Genomic DNA, 21002 nt, shown 5'->3' on the forward strand with positions numbered 1-21002 from the left:
TATCTTAAGATCACGGAGGATTATTTTGCCTAGATCGGTTGTCTCTCGGTTTATTCTGCGATTTGGTATTGGTGTTATCTCAAGTTTGGTTTTAAGTCTAGGGTTTAATCCTCATCTGATTGCTGCTCCTGAATCTGGCTATATACTTTCCTCCCCAATCAGTCAGGCGAGTCCAGCCAATCCGGTTAATTCCCCCAAAAACTCAACCCTTCGGTTAGGGGAAACCGTGGGACTATTTGTGGGGGGTATCATTTTCTGTATCCTTTTGGATCGCTGGTTTTCTAACCGTTCTGCTCACGCGGGTAACACACCCTTAGCTCAACAAGCGCGACGACTTAAACAACTTAAAATCGGGTATCCAGAGGGGATGACCAATTTTGAGGTTCTCCGCAGTCAAGGCTTCTTGGAAGCACGTTTACGACCCTTTGGGCTGATTGTGACCTGGACAAGCTTTTTATCAGCTTCTTCCCTGATTGAAGCCCTGAGTAACGGGACAATTGATTTCTGTGGGGGGGGTGGTACAGCCAGTATCTTCTCCCAAGCCGCAGATCATGTGTTTGTGCGGGTAGCCAAAGAAAAATATACATCCCCTAAAGGTCAAGCGATTCTAGTCCCAGAAAATTCACCCATTCAGACCCTTGCTGACCTCAAGGGTAAGAAGATAGCCTTTGATAAAGGCTCCAGTGCCCATTATGTGTTGATCCGAGCGTTAGCAAAAGTAGGACTCCATTTTAGCGACATTGAACCCGTTTATCTGACGCAGCCACAGGCGCTCCTCCTATTCCGACAAGGGGAAGTTGATGCTTGGGTGGTTTGGGTTCCCTATACACCCACTCAAACCCGAAGTTCTTACCCAGGACGTTCGATTGCAGACCTAGAGAGCATCTTTGGTGACAAAGCCTCTTTAGAAGTTCCAACTTATTACTACGCAATTCCAGAGCTAGTCCGCGACTATCCTGATCTGCTAAAAGTAATATTAGAAGAAGTCAATGAAGCTGGAGCTTGGGCGAAAAAACAGGAATTAGAAGTCGCTCAACGATTGGTGGATCAGCACGAAATCGATCCATCCATCCTAGAAACGTTGCAGAAACATAGTGCTGAACGCGCCATTATCCCCATTGACGAACAATCGCTGAATGCCCTACAGCATCAAGCTAATCTGTTTAGAGATTTAGATCTAATTCCAGAGCGGGTGAATGTGAAAGATGGAACCTACAGTTTGCAGACTAAACAAAACTGGACGTATTAATCCACCACCTCAAACTCACCCCCCCAGGGCTGTTTCATGTTTGAAAATTATAGCCTACTTTTCCGCCATAATTCTCAAACATGATAGCTATTTTCCGAAGAATTAATATTTGCTATAATGGCGATATAATATTAATTAGTTTAACTCCGTTTTTAAACTTCCTCGCAAACGTTCCCAAACTCCATCAGGAATATCAGGACGAGGACGCAATTCTTGAGACAATGAATGAATAATAGGCTCTACCAGTAATAACCGTTCATGAACGGAAAGTTGATAAGCAGCATTTTTTAATTCTTGTAAATTCATGGTTGATTTTTCCTGTGTATTTATTCAATTATATCTAATTCAATTTTGAACCTGTGTATAAACAGATTCAACCCTGAATTTTTAGATCATCTTCAGAACAAATACCACCACAAATTTGAAATCTAACTATTGATTCACTAAGAAGAAATTGGGAGTTGTGAGATCTTGGGTTAACTGAATTGAAATCATTTGACCCGGTTGTAAGGTAGTGGGTGAGGGGGATGTTCCCAGACCAATTCCTGCACCTGCAATTGCACCGACTAAGGCTCCAATTCCCGTAAATCCACTGACTAGAAATCCCGCTAAACTTCCCGCACCCGTCCCAATTCCCACTCGTTCAGGACTGACTTCTAAAGACCCTGGAATCCAGTTAGATTGACCTTGAATTGGGATGCTGCGACCGTCTAAATTAATGGCTTGAGCAATAAATCGACTGCCTTTTGTGGTGGTTTCAAATTCTCCTACAATTGGCGTATCCGGTGGAACAATATAATTGCCCAAACTATCAACAATTCCCCCTTGCAATAACAACACATCCTGACGTTCTGAACGACGAGTTAGACGGACTTGATCTTTCGTGGGATAGAGTAACGTTAAGGTGGTTCCCGTGGGGAGCAAAATTGCCGACGGGCTAGGATTAAAATAGGATTGCGGTGTCCCTGGCGGTATCGAGGGAGGTAACGGTTGACCAAAGGGAACCGCTTGGGGGAGAGATCCTGTTCTATTGAATTGAGCATTGGGTGCAACAACGACTACTGTTTCAGAAACGGGAACCGGAGGAGGATAACCCGGTGTTTGAGGGACAAACACCACGGTCTGAGAAGGTGGCGGAGGGGGTGTCATCGTCGGAAGCACCTGCACTTGAGTCGGCTGGTTAACGGGAACCTGCACAATCTCTAAGCGGGAGTCTCTCGTCGGTTGAGGGTTAGGTAAAGCCGTCTGTCTAGGGTCGTATTGACGGACAGAATATTGAGGCGGTTTAGGGGGTTCTGGCGGTTTAACCGTTGCAGAGGTTCGAGGAGTTGTCGAGGGTGCTACCTGTGTCGGAGTTGAAGTTGTTTGGGGTTGAGTCGTCGCAACATTTGTGGGAGTGGGGGGTTCTTCTGAAGGTAAGGTTTGCAGCGTCGGACGCAATACCCAAAGATTATCAATGCCAATTTGTCGTAAATCTAACGCTTCCGCATCAACACTGATACCGGGTACAAACTCAACGACTAATTGAGCTTGTTTCGGTTTTGTCTGCATTAAACTAACTTGACGCACAACGCCAGTTTCATAGCTTTCTGTAATCTTAACTTTAACTTCTGTATTCGGTAGGTCAAGGACTAGACGAGGGGGAAGATTATAAACGGATAATTGCGGTTTACTCCCCGATGGTAGTTCAACCTCGACAGTTCCAGTATTGGGATCAATTTTCCAATCTCCTAAAACAGCCGCCTGTACCGCTAAGGGGTAAGCCGTTGTAATAGCCACAGCAGCGACAAGACTAGAAGTTCTCAACAGCAGACTCCCATACAACGCGGGTACATCGGAGGCGACTAACGTTTGTACAGTTTGCTTAAATTGTTGCTTGAAGTTTTGCGCTTGCATGGTTGTTGCATGAAAACTCTAGTTTATGCAAGTTTTATTAGCACGTTTAAGGGCAAAATGCAAGTATAGACGTGCTATGGGTCTAAAATTGTAGATGACTGAAACCCCCATGAAACTGATTCAGAAATGGAAACGATTAAGCTCCTATTTTGTTTTTAATCATCCTTGGTGCAGAATTCGACGCGATAGCGTTGAGCTACCAAATGGAACCATTATTGATGATTTTTTTATTCATGTTCGACCGGATATTGCCTTAGTTTTACCCATTACAGAACAACAGGAAATTGTGTTTGTGCGTCAATATCGTCATGGCGTTGAACAAATTTTATTAGAATTACCCGCAGGCGCATTTAATCCCGAAAAGGAAACTCCCGAAGCAGCGGCGTTAAGAGAATTAACGGAAGAAACAGGTTATATTGCAGAGTCTATTGTTAAACTGGCAACGTTATATGATAATCCCGTTAAAGATACCAACTCAGTGCATTTATTTTTAGCCAATTCTGTTAAATTGTTATCCGTAACTTCCCTGGATATCACAGAAGAAATTGAAGTCGTTTTGATTCCGATAGAAGCGGTATTGCCAAAAATTCAAACCGGAGAAATTTGTGTTGCGGGTTCGGTGGCTGCTGTATGTTTGGGTTTAAGTTATTTACAGAAAAATAGCTAGGGTCATTAAAAACCTTTTAAATTGAATCAACGATTAACCTAGCTTTTTTCAGGAAAAATCTCAAAATTGTATCTTCATTGGCAATAATATCAGTTCTGGCTGTCATCCCCGGACGAATTAAACATTGCTGCTCACCGTTATTTAGTTTAAAATCTTCCGGTTGAATGATAACTTCATAAACACTATTATTCGTCTGAATTGAATTGATTAAAGAGGCGTTATCTGTTGTAGAATTAATTGGGGAAACATCCGGTGAAATTGATTGAATTTTGCCGGGGAGAACCCCAAAATCGGGATAAGGACACCCCTCTATCCGAATATAAGCATCCTGTCCTATTTTAAGATGATCTCGCTCTTGAGAAGGAACAGAAGCTTTTAGCACCAAAGAAGCTTTATTAGGAACAATTTGGGCAATAATATCCCCAGGACGTACCACTTGACCGGAATTGCGGAGATTGAGTTGATAAATTGTTCCGGTCACTGGAGCAGAAACAACAGTATCTTTGAGTTGAGTTTCAAGCTGTTGAAGTTGTAAAGTATCTTGATTAATTTGATTTTGAATTCCAATTTTTTGCTGAATCAGTCTTTCCTTTTCTTGATTAAATTGCTCAAGGTTTGCTTGACCCATTGCTCGTTGTTGAGCCACTTTTTCCTCAGCCATTTTTACCGTTGCATGACTAGGATTAAGTTTGGCTTTTGCACCATCCCATCTCGCCTTTGCTGCTGCAATTCCTTGGTATTGGCTCTGGATAACTTGCTTTTCGGCTTCAATAACAGCGTGTTGAGCTTCTAACGCTTGTTCTTGTCGGGCTACTTCTAATTGAGCTTCTTCTAATTTATCTTGAGAAATAGCTCCGGTTTCCGCTAAAGGTTGATAGCGTTCTTGTCTATTTTTAGCAACGTTTAAAGCTGCTTGAATTGACATTAAATTAGCTTCGGCTGATTTTAAATCGGCTTGTGCTTTTTGCCACTCCTCCTGAGATTGTTTGAAATTAGCTTCAGCTTCATTGACTTCAGACAGGGTTGTGGCTTGTAGATTTTGATAGTCCCGTTGGGTATAATTCAGTTCAGATTCTGTTAAGGAAACCGTGCGGTTAGCTTGTTGTTGTTCAAAAGCAGTTTGAGAATTTAAAGCGGTAATTTGAGCATTAATTTGAGCAATTTGTTCTTGATTCTGTTGAATATTATCTTGGAATTGCTTTTTTTGAGTTTGTAATTTAGAATCATCAATATAAGCGATCGCATCTCCTTGATGAATCACCTGATTTTGCTTCACTTTAATGCTTTGAATGGTTCCTTCTTTGGCAACTTGAACAATACTCAGTTCTCCAGAAGGTCGTACAGTCGCAGGAGCTTTAATCGTAATTTTGTATCGAGTTACAGCCGCAAGAATAAAAGCTAAAATCACCGTTCCTACAATTCCTAAACCTCCTAATGTTGTCCATAAACTAATGGGAGGTAGAAACTCATCACTGCGAACTGGACGGAGAAATTCTGAGGATGATGTACCGAACATAAAGAGCAAAAATGAATAAATAAAAAGCCAGAACGACAAATTAAATCATAAAGGAATAAAAACCCTTTTTTGAAGCACACCTCAGATTAATCCAGAGAATTTGAGGTGTGCTAGTAATCAGTTAAAACTCATTTATTTTTGGGTTATGGGGAAGTTAACAGTCTGACTGGGCTTAGTATTCAGCACAGCGGCATTCACTGCCAAGTTAACATTTTTCAGAACGTTTTGTATATCAACATCAACTAAATCGTTGTCTTGACCACCCGCGACGGCTTCTAATTCTAAATCAGAGAGTTCTACAAATAAAGCTTTAGATTGGTTCATGATGTTTTGATTTCCGTTACTTGTGTTAATAGGAACACCTTGCTTCTTGAGATTTATCAATCAGCATTATTAGCGTTTCTTGACATTCATTGGAACATTAATCTAAGGATTTATCATCTTTCAACAGGAATAAAGCTACTGTTTAAAATCAATCCATATTTTATATCTTTAGCTAGATTAACTCATCTAAAATATCTTAACGAACTCAAAAAAATAAATAATATAAAACCTTTTATAGATGATATATGAAATAAAATTATATTGCATTCAACTACCACGCAAACACAAGAAATCAATCTCCAGAAAGAGGCATAAATCCAATTTTTAATTATGATAATATCTGAAACAGATTCAACAATTTTTACAATTCAATTAGTAATTTTAAATTACTCCTTTTGACTTATCTCTTATGAAGACAACTTGTGTTTTACAACATAGTCAAGAAGATTGTGGCGCTGCTTGTCTCGCTTCAATTACTAAATATTATGGGCGAAATTTGACCCTAAATCGGATTCGAGAAGCCGTGGGGACGGGACAACTGGGAACAACATTACTCGGTCTTAAACGGGGGTCTGAAGCCTTGGGTTTTAATGCAAGAGGAGGTAGAGCTTCAGAGGAGCTTTTAGAACAACTGAATCAAATTCCTTTACCTGCAATTATTCACTGGCGAGGTTCCCATTGGGTAGTTTTGTATGGTAAAAAAGGCGGAAAATATATTCTTGCTGACCCTGCTTTAGGTATTCGTTATTTATCTCGTCAAGACCTTTTAGAGAGTTGGGGTAATGGCTTAATGCTATTATTAGAACCGGACTCTGCCCGATTTTTTGCCCAACCGGATGAGACGGTTAATCACTTTGGGCGTTTTTTGAAACCTGTTTGGACTTATCGAACGATTCTAGGGGAAGCATTTCTAATTAATTTAGTTTTAGGTGTGCTTTCTCTGGCTTATCCTTTTTTTATTCAACTGTTAACTGATGAAGTCTTAGTTCGGGGAGATTTACAGTTATTAAATACCTTAGTGATTGCGATCGCAATCATGAACCTAATTAGTAGTATTTTACGACTCATCCAATCTAATTTAATTGCTCATTTTGCTCAACGACTACAATTAGGATTAGTTTTAGATTTTTGCCGAGTTATATTACGTTTACCCTTACCTTATTATGAATCCCATCGAAGCGGTGAAGTTATTAGCCGTTTGCGTGATATTCAAGAAATTAATCAGTTAGTATCTCAAATTGCTGTTAATCTTCCCAGTCAATTTGTAATTGCGGCTGTTTCCCTAGGGTTTATGCTATTTTATAGCACAAAACTTACATTAAGTGCCGGGATATTCGCCTTAATTATGACTTTATCTGTTCTTGTTTTTCTGCCTTATTTACAGCAAAAAACTCGTAGTGTTTTAGTTTTAGAAGCGGAAAATCAAGGAGTTTTAGTAGAAACCTTTAAAGGCGCATTAACCCTGAAAGCAACAACCGCAGCCCCGCAATTTTGGGAGGAATTTCAAAGCCGCTTTGGACGGTTAGCCCATCAAATGTTTCGGTTAATGCAAATTAGCATTATTAATACTACATTTTCAGGATTAATTTTAAGTTTAGGGAGCGTTATTTTGCTTTGGTTAGGAAGTCGTTTAGTCATCAGTAAAGAATTAACAATCGGTCAATTATTAGCCTTTAATAGTATGAATGGCAATTTTCTCACCTTTATTGCTACAGGAATTGGTTTTGTAGATGAGTTTTATCGGGCAAAAACGGCAACCCAACGGTTAACAGAAGTCATTGATAGTACCCCAGAGAACCTCTTAGATTTTAAAAAACAATTTGTTAAAATTCCCCCTGATGCTGAGATTCTCTGTAGAGATCTAAACTTTTATCATGTCGGTAGAATTAATTTATTAGAAAACTTTTCTGTTAAGATTCCAGGGGGTCAAGTTATTGCTTTAATTGGTAAATCAGGCTGTGGTAAAAGTACCTTAGCTAAACTAATTGCTGGGTTATATCAACCTCAATCAGGTAATATCCAAATTGATTTTTATAACCTGCAAGATTTATCCTTAGACAGTCTCAGACAACAAATTGTTTTAGTTCCCCAAGAAGCTCATTTTTGGAGTCGTTCAATTTTAGATAATTTCCGGTTAGCGGCTCCTCAAGCAACCTTTGAACAGATTGTTAGAGCTTGCCAAATTACAGGAGCTTCAGAATTTATTAACCAAATTCCTGATAAATATCAAACAATTTTAGGTGAATTTGGAGCAAATATTTCTGGGGGACAACGGCAGAGATTAGCCTTGGCTAGAGCCATTGTTAATGATCCTCCCATCTTAATATTAGACGAATCCACTGGCTCCCTTGATCCCGTAAGCGAAGTTGAAATTTTAGATAAACTGTTAGCAGTTCGACAAGGGAAAACAACGATTATAATTAGTCATCGTCCTCGAATTATTGAGCGTGCAGATTGGATTATTTTAATAGAAAATGGGAAACTCAAAATGCAAGGGTACTTAAAGGATTTACGCTCTAAATCTGGGGAACATTTAGGATTTTTAACTCCTTAATCGACAGATATCCTTTATTGAGGATGATCCTAGATTACAGAGTAAAGTCTATCGTAATGGGGATTACCCTTGGAAAGTTATGGTTTATGCTCAGATTGGAATGGTAATAATTAATCAGCAAAAGCAATGAACAATAGAGCAAAAATATACACTCTATATTTTGCAATTGAAAATTTGATACTTTCGATTAATGAGATTGCCAATCATCCGGGAAATTTGGCTAAATCTGACAATCAAGAAATATTTAATACAATATTTGCCGAAGCCAAACGTCAATATTATCGCCTAAAAAAGTCCGAAAAAAGTAAAATATTAATCATTAAATTTCATGCTGAAAGGGCATTAGAGAAGCTAACATCAAGAATAGAAAATTACCTCGGTGAGTTAGAAGATGATAACTTAGAGTTAATTTATTCCCTATGGATTACTTTAGATTTCGCCTTGAGTAGATATTTCCTCGTTAAAGTGGATAAATCTAACCTAATTCATGAAATAGAAGATAGATTAAGATTTGGATATCAAAAATATTTGTCAATGTCTAAATCATTCCAATCTAAATTTGAGCGGTCAAATCTTCCTAAAACAGCTAATGGTAAGCGATAAAAACTTCACGCCGTTCAAACTGACCTATGATTGTGAAGTCGTGCAAGTGTCCTCCCTATCTATCAATAAAAAATTAGATCCTATTTTTATAATATTATTCATCCCGCTTCATAATTCACTCTACCGCCACAACAATTTTAGTCTATTATATACTCATAAACCCGCCTAAGTTGTGATCAACTCAGACAGGTTTTGTTTCTGTATAATTGTGTTTTAAAATCAACCTAACGTTTACGCTCTCAGACCGCTCTGATGAAGGGTTTAGCCTTCCCTTGACCGTAATAAAGTGGAGGAAGCGATAAAAACTCCACACCGTTTAAGCTGACCTATAATTGTACCGTTCGCATCCCTGACAGTTCGCTCTCCTTGGGTTTGCAACAATGGAACACAGCGGCATAACTTCCATCCGGTACTTACCTTATACTCTTAATTTAACGTTTAATCTCAGTATGATCATCTAGCTTATGAAATAAGTCGTTCTCATCATTTAGATTTAGCTTAAAAAGAATAGTATCCTCACAAAGATAGAATCTGGTATTCAAGGTAAAATTAAAGATAAAAATTGAAATCCCCCATCCGAAGATAGGGGACTTTGAGTCAGCGATAGTCATCTGTATATAAGATGACAGAACATAAGCTTTATTTTCATCTGGCTATAGGAATAACTGGGAAAAATCCTTAATCTTTCCTAAGAAGGATGATAAAAATCTGAGCCGAGGTCAGGTTTTCCTTTATTGTAGAGTATAGAATCAAACCTCAAAATGCTCAGTTTGCTGTTTCCTAAATTATGAGAAAAATACGGTTGTTTATCTCGTCAAGTTTAGATGGATACATTGCGAGAACATCAGGCGAAATCGATTGGTTATTCACCGATGCAGATTATGGTTATACGGAATTTTATGATCAAAAATATAGCTAAATATGACTTTTTGTTGTATTCTTTTGGATGTTCTATCAGTTTGTATCCTATATGTAGGGTGCGTAAGCATAGTGCACGCACCAACTCCAAATTAACCCATGCTGTAAAAAAAATCGGGAGCGATCGCTATTTGATTTTACTCCAATATTTGCTCTACTCCCGTTACGGGTTTATAAAATATTAAAAATGGTTCTAAACACATCCAAATTTGCTAAAATTGCATAAGCAACTAACGCCCCACCGACACCCCCAACTAAAAATCCCCCTGCATATTCATGCCATCCTTCTGATGTTTTTAACGCTTCGGGAGGGTTCGGTGCAGTAACCGTTGCTAGGGGTTCCGGGGGATCACTGGCTGCATATAAAGAAATCGCAAAAGTGGAGATTAAAATGGTACTAATTGTTGCAAATAATCCCGCCATTAAACCTACTGCTGTATCTCGTAAAGGATTAAAAGTTACAAAGGGGCCTAATAACCAATAACCATGAGCTAAACCCACTTCTAACCCCCGACGTTGGGGTGATAAACCTTTACGATAAGCGGGTAAATTATTAATAAATGCTTTGGTAAAGGCAGAAGAATTAATCGGGGTTGCTAAATTACCAATTTGCGGATCATCATAAGGTGCATGAACCACTTCACGGTTGCGGGGATCACCTGGGCGATCATTAGAACGTTGAATATTTTCTACGATTTGAACCATAATCTTTGATTCCGTAATTTTATAGGATTACCTAAACCCAATTTAGAGGAATTTAGCCCTTAATTCATCTTCCAGAAGCTATATAAAATAATCTCTCTTGAGTTATAGGTTGTCCCAAAAAAAAAGCATTATACTGAGGTTTTGACAGGATTAACCGAGCGCGGGTTCGAGATCGGTTTGGGAGAGCAAAATTGTGGTTTCAAACCCAATTCTTCCCATATCCGGTACAGGGCCTAATTCCATTTCTACAAGGTAAACCCATCGTCCTGAACTCAAAAAATAATTTTTAATAATTCCCGAACCTCCAATAAAAAAAACCTGTTGATTTTTACAAAATTTAGGAATATCAAAGGAAGTTTTCATTGCACTACCTCATTGGGGAGAGAAGGGTAAAAAGATAAAAAATTGAAATTGACACGCAACATCTGTAAACTGATTCTTCAGTCAACGGTCAAGGAAATTTCAATAAATCCTTTTTAGCAAAATAATATTTAAGTTCAGTCTACCTAAAGTTAAATTTTAGGGGATGAAAACCTCTTTCAAATTAGATAGGACAGGATAATCAATTCGGAAAAAATGATCGCTAGTGGGCTACCTGATAGCTTATGAGCTAGGGATAGGGGTTTTTCGGGATTAAAGGTTCCTGGGGAATGTAAAGTTTTATGTCATTTTTTAACCTTTCTGTCTCTGGGGTTCTCAGTTCTTGTTAGAAATATTTTCAAAAAAATATCCCCCTTTGTCGAGAGATTGGGAGATAATACAAATGTTACCAGTTGATCAAAGCATAGCAAATGACCGAACAAATAGAAAAAATCAAAAAATTAATTGCCACGGCTACCAACCCCAAGCAAAAGGCAATGTATCAGCAAATGTATAAGCAATTGTTGGCTAAGTTGAAATCGGAGACTGAAATAGAAACCGAGCCGGAAGTTGAATCAAAAACTGATGAAGTACAACCAGTAAAATTAGAAGCCGTCAAACCCAAGAAAATAGATGAAGTCCAAGTAGAATCAGAACCTGTTAAACCCAAGAAAATAATTGCACCCAAGGTTAAAGTTGAACCCCAACCCTCAACTGAACTTGAAACTCCCCAGGAACCCAAAGAACCTAAACCTAAAAATGAGTCCCTCTTCCAAGCCATTGGTATTATCAAAGGTGAAGTTAATTTAGGGGATGTGTCTACGATTAAGATAGGAGATAAGGAATATCGGTTATTTTATATTCCCGGTAGACGCCGATTTGCTTACGAAGCCCTGAAAAAAGAAATTGAAGCCACAGGAAACACGACTCAAAGATTAATCGTGTACCCTAAAATTTTACACTTTCCCGGTCGGGATAAACCTTATATTATCGCCTTCCAATTATCAGGGTTTATCTCCTCTCTTCCCACAAAAAAAGAACATCCCTTCAATTCAGAATTAAAAGATTTTGAGTTTAGATTGTGCGGGTTATGGCAATTTATACCCGTTTGCAGAACACCTTGTATCTCAGTCTTTAGAAACTTTACTAAAGATAGATTAGCGTGGATTAAAGAAGCAGAAGCCTCTCGGAAGGTTAAATTCATGAAGGCTACCCATGCGCCACTTTTGTGGAGAGATTCACCCGTAAAACCCTTTCGATTCAATCCTAAACTCGAAAAAGAACAACAAGGTAAAACTTATTTTGTAGAGTTAAAAGCTCGTTTTCTACCCGACAGAGATGTATTTGGATTTGTGGAATTGTTAAGCGAACCCACAGAGGAACGCCCTAACTTTTTTAAAGCCTCTAAAAAAATGAAGGCAGAAGCTTTAAGGGAAGTGGAAGCTAAACGACGGGAAATTGAAAAGGCACCGGATACTGAACCGATTGAAACTGTCACAAATGTTGAAGTTTCTGATACTACCGAAACTTTAACTGCACCGGACAGTCAGGACATCCCAGACAGTCAACCCGTAACGGTGAAGGAGGACAGTCAGGACATCTCAGACAGTCAACCCGTAACGGTGAAGGAGGACAGTCAGGACATCTCAGACAGTCAACAAGCAACGGTGAAGGAGGACAGTCAAAACACTGAAGAGTTGTCATCAGTTGGGTTAGAAGCACTCAACCCGGATGATTTATCTCTTAACCAACTAAAATCAATTGTTCGAGAAAAAATGAACGATGATGATATTAAGAAATTCGGAAAATTGACCAGCAAAACGACCTGGGTTGAAGCCTATCGTCATCTAAATTAATCCCATCCTTAATGGCGTTTGAGTCGCAACTGTGCGAACAGCGCCGTTAAGCCGGGGAATGGTTGCCACAATTGATGAAAAATTCCTTTAGGGAAAAAGTCAAAATTTCTGTGTCAGGTGCTTGTAGAATTGAGGACAAGCTGTAGGCAGCAAGTGTTTAAAACTTAGTGAGGTAATGTATGTCAACGATTCGGAACATTGAAGGTAATCCAGGTGACACTTGGGATGACTTGAGTTGGACAGATATGAATGATGTTGAGCAAGGGTTGTGGGTCACTTTAGGTTGGAATGAAGCGAGTTGGGAAGAAGACTCTGACGCTCCCAATTCTAATGAGAAATATTGGAAGGAATTAACCCAAGCGGAACGTGATGCAGCAACAAAACTTGGTTATAACCAAACTTATTGGGATGAAGATTAAGGGCTACAAAAAGCCCCCATCTGTATGATTAAATTACTTTCGTGGTGAAGCCCTCTGCCTATGTTGCGGTGGGTTTTCTATTTCAAGAAAATAAGAGTAAATTTGTTATAGAAAATCCGAATCAATTTAAAGTTTGTGTAGTTCAGGTCGATGGATGTGCAATAAAAGAAGGTCGGTGTTGTGATTATCTGGTTATTCCTGATGAACTAGATATCAAAAAGAGATTAGAAATCTATATTGAGCTTAAAGGGTCTAAAATTTTGCACGCCATTGAACAACTAGAAGCAACGATTAAACAACTCTCTGATGATCCAGCCAAACAAGAAAAGGTTTGTATTATTATATCAACCCAATGTCCTCTAGCCACAACTGAAATTCAAAATTTTAAGCGGGATTTCAAAAAGAAATATAATGCTAAATTAGAAGTCAAGAATATAAATTATACTTATTTTTTAAGCTAATATTATTATAGTTAAAATTAGGAATACTGAAATTGTCTGAAATTGAAGCATTAACAGAAAACACTCAAACCCCCTTTGTCCATATTCCGGTACTGAGTCGGGAATTAATTGCTGGGTTAGAAATTCGGGCGGGGGGAGAATATCTGGATGCGACCGTAGGCGGTGGCGGACATAGTTTGTTATTGTTGCAAGCAGCAGAGAATGTTAGATTGACAGCCATTGATCAAGATCAAGATGCGATCGCGGCTGCCCGTGTTAAATTTGAACAAACGGAACCCTCTATACTAGAAAGAGTAAAGTTTTGGCAAGGGAATTTTGCTCAATATAACCCCAAAGGAAAACAATTTGATGGAATTATTGCCGATTTAGGGGTAAGTTCCTATCAGTTTGATCAGCCAGAACGGGGGTTTAGTTTTCGTTATACTGCCCCTTTAGATATGCGGATGAATCAACAACAATCCTTAACCGCGGCGGAGATTATTAACCATTGGGATGAGAAGGAATTAGCGGATATTTTTTATCATTACGGGGAAGAACGGTTATCGAGACGCATTGCTAAACGAATTGTAGAAAAACGGCCGTTTCAAACCACAACAGATTTAGCAAATGCGATCACCAATTGTGTTCCGGGGAGTTATCGTCACGGACGGATTCATCCTGCAACCCGTGTGTTTCAAGCTCTAAGAATTGCGGTGAATCAAGAGTTAACGTGTTTAGAAAAATTCTTAGATCAAGCCCAATATTGGTTAAAACCTGGAGGCAGAATTGGGATTATTAGTTTTCATAGTTTAGAAGATAGAATCGTTAAACATCGATTAAAAGATTCTCCGATTTTACAGGTATTAACGAAAAAACCGATTCAACCCCAACCCGATGAACTAAACAATAATCCCCGTTCTCGTTCCGCAAAATTAAGAGTAGCAGAACGAAAGCTGATCGAATTTTAGAAACTTATCTAACCCTTTCTATTCTGAATTATTCTGACATTTCTCCTCTACTGGCTTATGAACATTCTCAAAAAATATTCTTTATTCATTCTTCTCGTCATTGGGATTTTGATCACTCCCGTTTGGACAATCCTAACATCCGCCCAAACCCCCAACACGTTACAAACCCAACTCATCGAATATCGACAAAGCGATACCGTTTTAGAAGGATATTTAGCATACAATTCTTCACAAACTGGGAAACGTCCAGGAGTGTTAGTTGTTCATGAATGGAAAGGGTTAGATGAGTATGCTAAAAGTCGCACGGAACAACTCGCACGCCTCGGTTACGTCGCCTTTGCTGCGGATATTTATGGTAAAGGAATACGACCCCAAACCGCAGAGGAAGCCCGAACTCAAGCCACCCTTTACCGCAGTAACCGGGCGTTATTAAGGGAACGAGTGAATGCTGCTTTAACAGAACTCCAAAAACAACCTCAAACTGATCCTCAAAATTTAGCTGCTATTGGCTATTGTTTTGGAGGAACAACGGTTTTAGAATTAGCAAGAAGTGGCGCAGATATTGATGGGGTTGTGAGTTTTCATGGCGGTTTAGATAGTCCAAATCCCCAGGATGGAAAACAAATTAAAAGCAAAGTTTTAGTGTTACACGGTGCAGATGATCCATTAGTTTCCCCAGAAGATATTATGGCATTTGAGAAGGAAATGAGAGACGGAAATGTGGATTGGCAAATGATCAGTTATGGTAGAACAGTCCATAGTTTCACCAATCCTAAATCAGGAAATGATCCCTCTAAAGGAATAGCTTATAATCCCGATTCTGATCGACGTTCTTTTGAAGCCATGAAACTATTTTTTAACGAAATCTTTTAGATCAACCGGGTTTCTGAATTTAAAAGATTAAAACCGATCTCGTCAGAAACCCGGTTTCTCATCACATAGAAACAGTTATTTTATATCTTCAGAAAGAACAATATAGTTTAAAATTCGTTATAATGCAAGTAAGCACTTACATGATAGTCTATGAATTCTCAGGAGCAGAAAACCGCAGCTACTCGAACTCGCTTATTGAAAGCGGCTTTAGAAGTATTTGCTGAAGCTGGAATTGCGGGAGCCACCACCAAAGAAATTGCGCGTGTGGCGGGAGTCAATGAAGTAACCTTATTTCGTCATTTCCATAGCAAAGAACAGTTACTCGCCTCCGTTGTCCAACACACAATCGCCTTGCAAATGGAAGCGTTAACCCATCAAGAGGAGTGGACACAGGATTTAAAAGAGGATTTAACGCATTATGGGTTGCTTTATAACAAAATGCTCGAAGACCATGAAGCTTTGATTCGCACCTTTATCGGAGAAGCTAAACGCCATCCCCAAGTGGCATCTCGGATTATTGCCGAAGCCACCCAACCCTTGAGAGAAAAGCTACTAACTTACCTCAACAATGCCCAAAACCGGGGTACAGTGCGCTCAGATTTACCCTTAGAACCCTCCGTTGATTTATTTACCGGAATGTTACTGGCGGGAATGCTGCGACGCAATGCGATCCCTCATTTCATCCATTACAGCCGCGAAGAATATATTGAAACCTGTGTCGATCTCTTCGTGCGGGGTATCAGTTTCTTACCAACCGACAACACCTTGATTAGTAGAGAACAGCAAGATGAAATCCAACACTGTTATTGATTCTCACTTAAAAGCAGAACCCGTTGAACATCAGAAGCCTTTATCGCCGGAACAGATTCAAAGCAATGGACATCAACCCCTGGTTGAAAACTTTCCTGTTATTGAGGAAACCCAACCTCCGAAGAAAAACAATCGTCGCTGGGCTTTTTTGTTAGTCGGTGCGATCGCCTTAATCACAGGAGGCGTTTTCGGGAGTCGTTGGTGGCAATATCAAAGCACCCACGCCACAACGGATAACGCCCAAATTGAAGGGCATATTTCTCCCCTCGCCCCCAAAATTGCAGCGACTGTTCAGCAAGTATTGGTTAAAGATGGCGATTATGTAAAAGCGGGTCAACCGTTAGTGATTTTAGAAGATCAAGATTTATTATTAAAAATTCAACAGGAACAAGCCAACCTAAACGCGGCTCAAGCTAAATTACAAAGTGCTAAAGATCAAGTTTCTTTAACGGCGAATACCAATATTAGTCAAGTTGAACAAGCGCAATCCAATTTCAAAGCTCAACAAGCCGATGTTGCCGCCCAACAAACTAACGTTCAGCAAGCTCAATCGGAAGCAGTGGCAGCCCAAGCTTTAGTCCAACAAGCTCAACTCGGTGTTAACGCCGCCCAAGCTCAATTGCAACAAGACCAAGCTAATATTGCCACCCAACGATCTCAAATTCAGGAAGCCGAATTAGGGGTTAATGCGGCTCGTGCGAAAGTTACCCAAGCCGAAGCAGAAGTTACCCGAACTCAACAGGACGTTCAACGGTATCAAACCCTTTATTCACAAAATGTGATTCCGGCGCAACGGTTGGAGACTGCTCAAGCTGCCTTTACAGAAGCTCAAGCGAGTTTAACCGTTGTTCAACAAGGCGTTGGACAAGCACAAGCAACGGTGAATAATGCCCAGTCCAAACTGCAACAAGCTCAAGCCCAAGTTGCCAATAGTCAAGCTCAACTGGCTCAAGCCCAAGCAGCCGTTAAAACCGCCCAAGCGCGACTCCAACAAGCGAATGCTCAAGTCAGTCAAGCCCAAGCTCAGGTGGAAAAATCCTTAGCTCAAGCCAATGCGTCTCAAGCTCAAGTTGCAGAAACCCAAGCCTCCGGTCAGGAAGTGGTGGTACAGCAGGATCAAACCCAACTGGCGTTAGCCCAAATGAAACAGGCGGAAGCCTCCCTCGCCTTAGCTCGTCAACAACTGACCTATACCACCATTACCGCCCCAGTCAGTGGCTATGTCGGTCAACTCACCGCCGAAGTTGGCAAAAAAATTCAACCCGGACAACCGTTGTTAGCTCTGGTTCCCCTGAAAACCGATGACATTTATATTGAAGCGAATTTTAAGGAAACGGAGTTAAAGGATTTACGAGTCGGTGAACCTGCGGACGTGCGAGTGGATGCCTATCCAGGTCAAGTTTTTAGGGCAACGGTGACAGGGATTAGTCCCGCAACAGGAGCTCAGTTTGCCTTGTTACCTCCCGATAATGCCACAGGCAATTTTAACAAAGTTGTGCAATGGGTTCCCGTGCGGTTAGCTTTTGTTCCCAATGCTGACCCGGAACACAAACTTAGGGCGGGTTTGAGTGTCACCGTAAGTGTAGAAACCGCAGGCAAGTAATTGTAGGGGCGGGGTTCTCCCGCCTAAACTCAGTTATCAGTATCAACCATTAACACTTATATGAATCAACCAAATTATATTACGGGTTATTTGAAGTGGGCGATCGCATTAACTGCGGCTTTAGGAGCTATTTTAGAAGTTATTGATACCAGTATTGTTAACGTTGCCCTCACCCATATGCAAGCCAGTTTAGGGGCAACGGTGACAGAAATTGCTTGGGTCGTAACGGGTTATGCGATCGCTAACGTGATTTTAATCCCCTTAACCGCTTGGCTCGGAGATTTTTTCGGTCGAAAAGCTTACTTTATTTTCTCCTTAGTTGGTTTTACCCTGGCATCTATTCTCTGCGGTTTATCTGTTAACTTACCGATGCTGGTTATTTCTCGGATTCTGCAAGGGTTGTGTGGCGGGGGGTTACTCGCGAAAGGTCAAGCCATTTTATTCCAAACCTTTCCCCCCCATGAACAAGGCGTTGCCCAAGCGGTGTTCGGCGTTGGAGTCATTGCAGGCCCCGCCATTGGCCCTACTTTAGGAGGATACTTAACAGATACCTTGGGGTGGCGGTGGATTTTCTTTATTAATCTGCCCTTTGGTATTCTAGCAACCTTAATGGCTTGGCTATTTTTACCCAAGGATGAGAACAAATCCAATAACACCAAAGTGGACTGGTGGGGGATTATTCTCTTAACCGTCGCCGTTGGCAGTTTACAAGCGTTATTAGAAGAAGGAGAACAGGAAGATTGGTTTTCATCCAATTTTATTCGGACTTTAGCCATTGCAGCAACGGTGGGAATGGCGTTATTTATTTGGCGGGAACTCACAACCCGAACTCCAGCCGTTGACCTGCGGGTTTTGCGATATCGGTCTTTAAGTGCGGGTAGTATTTACTCAGGAATATTAGGAATGGGACTCTATGGGACGTTATTTGTCGTCCCGATTTTTGCCCAAAGTATTCTTGATTTTTCCGCAACCCAAACGGGATTTTTATTAGCACCAGGGGCGTTATCTTCGGCGGTGGTGATGATTTTATTAGGAAAAATTTCAACGAAAGTTGATGCTCGAATCTTAATTGCGATCGGGGCTATTGGTTCAGCATTAGTCATGTTTGACCTGTCTAATATTAGCCCCCAAACGGGTACAGATCAACTATTTTGGCCGTTAGTAATGCGGGGTGGGGTGACGGTGTTGATGTTTTTGCCTTTGAGTTTAGCCACCTTGGGAGCATTACCCAAACAAGCGGTATCGGCCGGGTCGGGGTTTTATAACTTAACCCGACAATTAGGGGGGAGTGTGGGAATTGCAGCCCTCACCAGTTTGTTAAGTCAGCGAGAAGCCTTCCATCGGGCGGTACTTTTAACTCATCTAACACCCTATGATTTCGCCACCAATGAACGGTTACAAACCCTAACCGCAACATTTCAAAGTAAAGGAATGGATGTCGTTACAGCCCAGCAACAAGCCTTAGCGTCCTTAAGTCAAATAGTAGATACTCAAGCGGCTGTTCTCTCTTTTGCTGATGTTTTTAGGGTGGTAGGGGTTGCGTTTTTATGTTCGTTACCATTATTAATGTTTTTAGGTAAGGGAGGTAAAGGTGCAAAAGCTCCCGCAGCCCATTAAGTTTCCCTCGCCCAGAAATAAATTTCGGGCTAAAAGCTAAAGTTATCTAAAGATAACTCAAAAGTCAACTATTGCATTAACCCGTTTTAACGGGTTTTAGCTTTTAGCCTGAAATTGATTTCAAGGCTTAAAGCTAAAATTGACGCAAATAAGGCATACATCGACCCTACAATGAATTGGCTTTTAATACATTTTTATAACGGATTTAGACTCGCTATAAATTAGTGATCGCTGTTTTTGAAAGATGGCGATCGCTAATTACAACCCGGTTTGCGAATAGGAGAACGTGAGGTAGTCTTTTGTTCTCCTGTTCCAACTCTTGCACTTGTAATACCATTTGATTTTAAAACTTTAACTAAATTATTAGCGTTTTTAGGGTTATAAAAAGATGCTACTTGGATTAAATTATCAGATTCATCTAAATAACTATCACAACAAAATGATTCTTTTATTGTTTTTAGATTTTTGTCACTATAATCAACATACACTGGATACCACATATTAGTTCCCCCAGACGTTTGATCACCACAATAATTCAGTGGGAATTTTAATAAATTCTGATGGTTTATGTTTGTTGTATTTGATTGCCGTGATAATGAATAGATCATTAAATACGTTAGGCAGAATATTGTAACTCCTATCATTAATTTTAAAAAATCAGGGTATGATAAACCCAACTCTGATAAAGAATTATGCTTTTTATTTACTTTTTTTAATTGCATAAATATAAAGTATGTCAAAATTAATTTGCATACTTTACTAAAAAATTGCTTAAAATTATTAAGCATGAATATATTTGCTAAGTCACAACAGTTTAACCATTTAAACGTTCATATTCAGACCAAGCTTCATGTTCAGCATTAATAATAAGGCTTTTACTACTTTCAGCATCCAGATAAGTTTTAACAGATTCTTCTAGCTTAACCACACTGCCAATTGCTGATGTAATAGGGTTTTTATTATACTTTTGAATTGAGCTATTATCGCTTCTAGCCAATGAATTTTCATAATCTCTAGGTTCCATGATTTTACCTCCAAGCATTTAAAAAAATAAGCAATCTGAATTGACAAAGATATCCTGAAAAATTACAACTATGACTTTTCTAATTCTACTCTCATTTTCGTAATTAAAATTTCTTTATATCTATTTTTTACCTCATCAGGATAGCTGGCATACTCTAAGTTACTTATTTCCGAACTAAAAATACGAAAAACATAGCTCATTCTATCTACTTCACCTTGAGTTTTAATTCTGAATATTTCATTATTAATTTCCTCGTTAATTTTTAAGATTTCAATGTTAAGTTCTCTTTCAATTCTGAATATTTCACTATTAATTTTCTCATCCCAATATTCCATGATTTTACCTCCAAGAATTTAAAAAATAAGCAATCTGAATTGACAAAGATATCCTGAAAAATTACAACTATAACTCCTCTAATTCTACTCTCATTTTCGTAATTAAAATTTCTCTATATATATTTTTTACCTCATCAGGATAGCTGGCATACTCTAAGTTACTTATTTCCGAACTAAAAAGGCGAACAACAGCGTTTATTCTATCTAATTTACTTTCACTCTTACTTTTATCATCCATAGGTTCCATAGTTTTACTTGCACGATG

23 protein-coding genes are annotated in these 21002 nt (G+C 39.5%); 13 read left to right on the top strand and 10 right to left on the bottom strand.

All coding sequences use genetic code 11. The features are described 5' to 3' along the window. Positions 1-25: 25 nt before the first annotated feature. Entirely contained in the window at positions 26-1249 is a 1224-nt protein-coding gene (locus NMK36_RS11035) for an aliphatic sulfonate ABC transporter substrate-binding protein (RefSeq protein ID WP_222425280.1), read from the top strand. 135 nt (positions 1250-1384) lie between these two features. Here the strand turns inward: NMK36_RS11035 and NMK36_RS11040 are convergent, their stop codons facing one another. Continuing rightward, complete coding sequence (locus NMK36_RS11040; RefSeq protein ID WP_254173719.1) at positions 1385-1555, bottom strand: hypothetical protein; 171 nt, start codon at positions 1553-1555, stop codon at positions 1385-1387. 126 nt (positions 1556-1681) lie between these two features. Then, positions 1682-3145 carry an AMIN domain-containing protein gene (locus NMK36_RS11045; protein ID WP_254173720.1) on the bottom strand — a complete coding sequence of 488 codons (1464 nt, stop codon included), beginning with the start codon at positions 3143-3145 and terminating at the stop codon, positions 1682-1684. Positions 3146-3254: 109 nt separating this feature from the next. Here NMK36_RS11045 and NMK36_RS11050 point away from each other — a divergent pair, with 109 nt between their 5' ends. Continuing rightward, positions 3255-3812, top strand: a complete 558-nt coding sequence (locus NMK36_RS11050; RefSeq protein WP_072722330.1) for an NUDIX hydrolase — start codon at positions 3255-3257, stop codon at positions 3810-3812. Between the two features lie 16 nt (positions 3813-3828). Here NMK36_RS11050 and NMK36_RS11055 read toward each other — a convergent pair whose 3' ends face one another. Beyond that, a complete protein-coding gene (locus NMK36_RS11055; RefSeq protein WP_072721893.1) occupies positions 3829-5328 on the bottom strand; it encodes an HlyD family efflux transporter periplasmic adaptor subunit in 1500 nt (499 codons plus the stop codon). A 132-nt stretch (positions 5329-5460) separates the two neighbouring features. Next, a complete protein-coding gene (locus NMK36_RS11060; protein ID WP_072721891.1) occupies positions 5461-5652 on the bottom strand; it encodes a hypothetical protein in 192 nt (63 codons plus the stop codon). Positions 5653-6061: 409 nt separating this feature from the next. Here NMK36_RS11060 and NMK36_RS11065 point away from each other — a divergent pair, with 409 nt between their 5' ends. The 3 genes from NMK36_RS11065 (at position 6062) to NMK36_RS11075 (ending at position 9728) form a co-directional block, all read left to right on the top strand. Beyond that, positions 6062-8206, top strand: a complete 2145-nt coding sequence (locus tag NMK36_RS11065) for a peptidase domain-containing ABC transporter (RefSeq protein WP_254173721.1) — start codon at positions 6062-6064, stop codon at positions 8204-8206. A 126-nt stretch (positions 8207-8332) separates the two neighbouring features. Beyond that, a complete protein-coding gene (locus tag NMK36_RS11070) occupies positions 8333-8809 on the top strand; it encodes a hypothetical protein (protein WP_072721887.1) in 477 nt (158 codons plus the stop codon). Positions 8810-9596: 787 nt separating this feature from the next. After that, positions 9597-9728, top strand: coding sequence for a dihydrofolate reductase family protein (locus NMK36_RS11075; protein WP_245824363.1), 132 nt, complete (start codon positions 9597-9599; stop codon positions 9726-9728). A gap of 170 nt (positions 9729-9898) precedes the next feature. Here the strand turns inward: NMK36_RS11075 and NMK36_RS11080 are convergent, their stop codons facing one another. Together NMK36_RS11080 and NMK36_RS11085 are read right to left on the bottom strand one after the other, a co-directional pair. Beyond that, positions 9899-10432, bottom strand: a complete 534-nt coding sequence (locus tag NMK36_RS11080) for a photosystem I reaction center subunit XI (RefSeq protein WP_139295152.1) — start codon at positions 10430-10432, stop codon at positions 9899-9901. A gap of 150 nt (positions 10433-10582) precedes the next feature. Next, a complete protein-coding gene (locus NMK36_RS11085) occupies positions 10583-10795 on the bottom strand; it encodes a hypothetical protein (RefSeq protein WP_072721886.1) in 213 nt (70 codons plus the stop codon). Positions 10796-11223: 428 nt separating this feature from the next. Between NMK36_RS11085 and NMK36_RS11090 the strand changes: the two genes are divergently transcribed. The 8 genes from NMK36_RS11090 to NMK36_RS11125 all read left to right on the top strand — a co-directional run bounded on the left by NMK36_RS11090 (position 11224) and on the right by NMK36_RS11125 (position 19378). After that, positions 11224-12648, top strand: a complete 1425-nt coding sequence (locus NMK36_RS11090) for a hypothetical protein (RefSeq protein ID WP_254173722.1) — start codon at positions 11224-11226, stop codon at positions 12646-12648. Positions 12649-12827: 179 nt separating this feature from the next. Next, positions 12828-13067 (top strand): hypothetical protein, encoded by a 240-nt coding sequence (locus NMK36_RS11095; protein WP_072721882.1) that lies wholly within the window; start codon positions 12828-12830, stop codon positions 13065-13067. Positions 13068-13108: 41 nt separating this feature from the next. Further along, positions 13109-13528, top strand: a complete 420-nt coding sequence (locus tag NMK36_RS11100) for a hypothetical protein (protein WP_083580175.1) — start codon at positions 13109-13111, stop codon at positions 13526-13528. A gap of 32 nt (positions 13529-13560) precedes the next feature. Beyond that, positions 13561-14475 (top strand): 16S rRNA (cytosine(1402)-N(4))-methyltransferase RsmH, encoded by a 915-nt coding sequence (rsmH, locus tag NMK36_RS11105; RefSeq protein WP_245824362.1) that lies wholly within the window; start codon positions 13561-13563, stop codon positions 14473-14475. Between the two features lie 57 nt (positions 14476-14532). Further along, the gene (locus NMK36_RS11110) at positions 14533-15348 is read left to right on the top strand and encodes a dienelactone hydrolase family protein (protein ID WP_254173723.1); all 816 of its coding nucleotides are present in this window, start codon (positions 14533-14535) and stop codon (positions 15346-15348) included. A gap of 150 nt (positions 15349-15498) precedes the next feature. After that, positions 15499-16158, top strand: a complete 660-nt coding sequence (locus NMK36_RS11115) for a TetR/AcrR family transcriptional regulator (RefSeq protein ID WP_072721874.1) — start codon at positions 15499-15501, stop codon at positions 16156-16158. Beyond that, a complete protein-coding gene (locus NMK36_RS11120; RefSeq protein ID WP_254173724.1) occupies positions 16136-17761 on the top strand; it encodes an HlyD family secretion protein in 1626 nt (541 codons plus the stop codon). Before NMK36_RS11115 ends, NMK36_RS11120 begins: the two co-directional genes overlap by 23 nt. 60 nt (positions 17762-17821) lie before the next feature. Then, positions 17822-19378, top strand: a complete 1557-nt coding sequence (locus NMK36_RS11125; protein ID WP_254173725.1) for a DHA2 family efflux MFS transporter permease subunit — start codon at positions 17822-17824, stop codon at positions 19376-19378. Positions 19379-19632: 254 nt separating this feature from the next. Here the strand turns inward: NMK36_RS11125 and NMK36_RS11130 are convergent, their stop codons facing one another. From NMK36_RS11130 to NMK36_RS11145, 4 genes are all read right to left on the bottom strand, one after another. Further along, positions 19633-20100, bottom strand: a complete 468-nt coding sequence (locus tag NMK36_RS11130; RefSeq protein ID WP_139295151.1) for an SPOR domain-containing protein — start codon at positions 20098-20100, stop codon at positions 19633-19635. Between the two features lie 92 nt (positions 20101-20192). Continuing rightward, positions 20193-20402 (bottom strand): hypothetical protein, encoded by a 210-nt coding sequence (locus NMK36_RS11135; RefSeq protein ID WP_072721867.1) that lies wholly within the window; start codon positions 20400-20402, stop codon positions 20193-20195. Between the two features lie 68 nt (positions 20403-20470). Beyond that, entirely contained in the window at positions 20471-20737 is a 267-nt protein-coding gene (locus tag NMK36_RS11140; protein ID WP_072721865.1) for a hypothetical protein, read from the bottom strand. 67 nt (positions 20738-20804) lie between these two features. Continuing rightward, positions 20805-20984, bottom strand: coding sequence for a hypothetical protein (locus NMK36_RS11145; RefSeq protein ID WP_072721863.1), 180 nt, complete (start codon positions 20982-20984; stop codon positions 20805-20807). Between the last annotated feature and the right edge of the window lie 18 nt (positions 20985-21002).

This window comes from Planktothrix pseudagardhii (genome assembly GCF_904830925.1).
GTDB lineage: Bacteria > Cyanobacteriota > Cyanobacteriia > Cyanobacteriales > Microcoleaceae > Planktothrix > Planktothrix tepida.

Bases quoted from the DNA above. Each gene is read 5' to 3' on its own strand.
- NMK36_RS11045 (WP_254173720.1), bottom strand. From the start codon at position 3,145: ATGCAAGCGCAAAACTTCAAGCAACAATTTAAGCAAACTGTACAAACG.
- NMK36_RS11135 (WP_072721867.1), bottom strand. From the start codon at position 20,402: ATGGAACCTAGAGATTATGAAAATTCATTGGCTAGAAGCGATAATAGC.
- NMK36_RS11125 (WP_254173725.1), top strand. From the start codon at position 17,822: ATGAATCAACCAAATTATATTACGGGTTATTTGAAGTGGGCGATCGCA.
- NMK36_RS11115 (WP_072721874.1), top strand. From the start codon at position 15,499: ATGAATTCTCAGGAGCAGAAAACCGCAGCTACTCGAACTCGCTTATTG.
- NMK36_RS11075 (WP_245824363.1), top strand. From the start codon at position 9,597: ATGAGAAAAATACGGTTGTTTATCTCGTCAAGTTTAGATGGATACATT.
- NMK36_RS11145 (WP_072721863.1), bottom strand. From the start codon at position 20,984: ATGGAACCTATGGATGATAAAAGTAAGAGTGAAAGTAAATTAGATAGA.
- NMK36_RS11050 (WP_072722330.1), top strand. From the start codon at position 3,255: ATGAAACTGATTCAGAAATGGAAACGATTAAGCTCCTATTTTGTTTTT.
- NMK36_RS11065 (WP_254173721.1), top strand. From the start codon at position 6,062: ATGAAGACAACTTGTGTTTTACAACATAGTCAAGAAGATTGTGGCGCT.
- NMK36_RS11130 (WP_139295151.1), bottom strand. From the start codon at position 20,100: ATGCAATTAAAAAAAGTAAATAAAAAGCATAATTCTTTATCAGAGTTG.
- NMK36_RS11040 (WP_254173719.1), bottom strand. From the start codon at position 1,555: ATGAATTTACAAGAATTAAAAAATGCTGCTTATCAACTTTCCGTTCAT.
- NMK36_RS11085 (WP_072721886.1), bottom strand. From the start codon at position 10,795: ATGAAAACTTCCTTTGATATTCCTAAATTTTGTAAAAATCAACAGGTT.
- NMK36_RS11110 (WP_254173723.1), top strand. From the start codon at position 14,533: ATGAACATTCTCAAAAAATATTCTTTATTCATTCTTCTCGTCATTGGG.
- NMK36_RS11095 (WP_072721882.1), top strand. From the start codon at position 12,828: ATGTCAACGATTCGGAACATTGAAGGTAATCCAGGTGACACTTGGGAT.
- NMK36_RS11055 (WP_072721893.1), bottom strand. From the start codon at position 5,328: ATGTTCGGTACATCATCCTCAGAATTTCTCCGTCCAGTTCGCAGTGAT.
- NMK36_RS11060 (WP_072721891.1), bottom strand. From the start codon at position 5,652: ATGAACCAATCTAAAGCTTTATTTGTAGAACTCTCTGATTTAGAATTA.
- NMK36_RS11120 (WP_254173724.1), top strand. From the start codon at position 16,136: ATGAAATCCAACACTGTTATTGATTCTCACTTAAAAGCAGAACCCGTT.
- NMK36_RS11080 (WP_139295152.1), bottom strand. From the start codon at position 10,432: ATGGTTCAAATCGTAGAAAATATTCAACGTTCTAATGATCGCCCAGGT.
- NMK36_RS11070 (WP_072721887.1), top strand. From the start codon at position 8,333: ATGAACAATAGAGCAAAAATATACACTCTATATTTTGCAATTGAAAAT.
- NMK36_RS11090 (WP_254173722.1), top strand. From the start codon at position 11,224: ATGACCGAACAAATAGAAAAAATCAAAAAATTAATTGCCACGGCTACC.
- NMK36_RS11140 (WP_072721865.1), bottom strand. From the start codon at position 20,737: ATGGAATATTGGGATGAGAAAATTAATAGTGAAATATTCAGAATTGAA.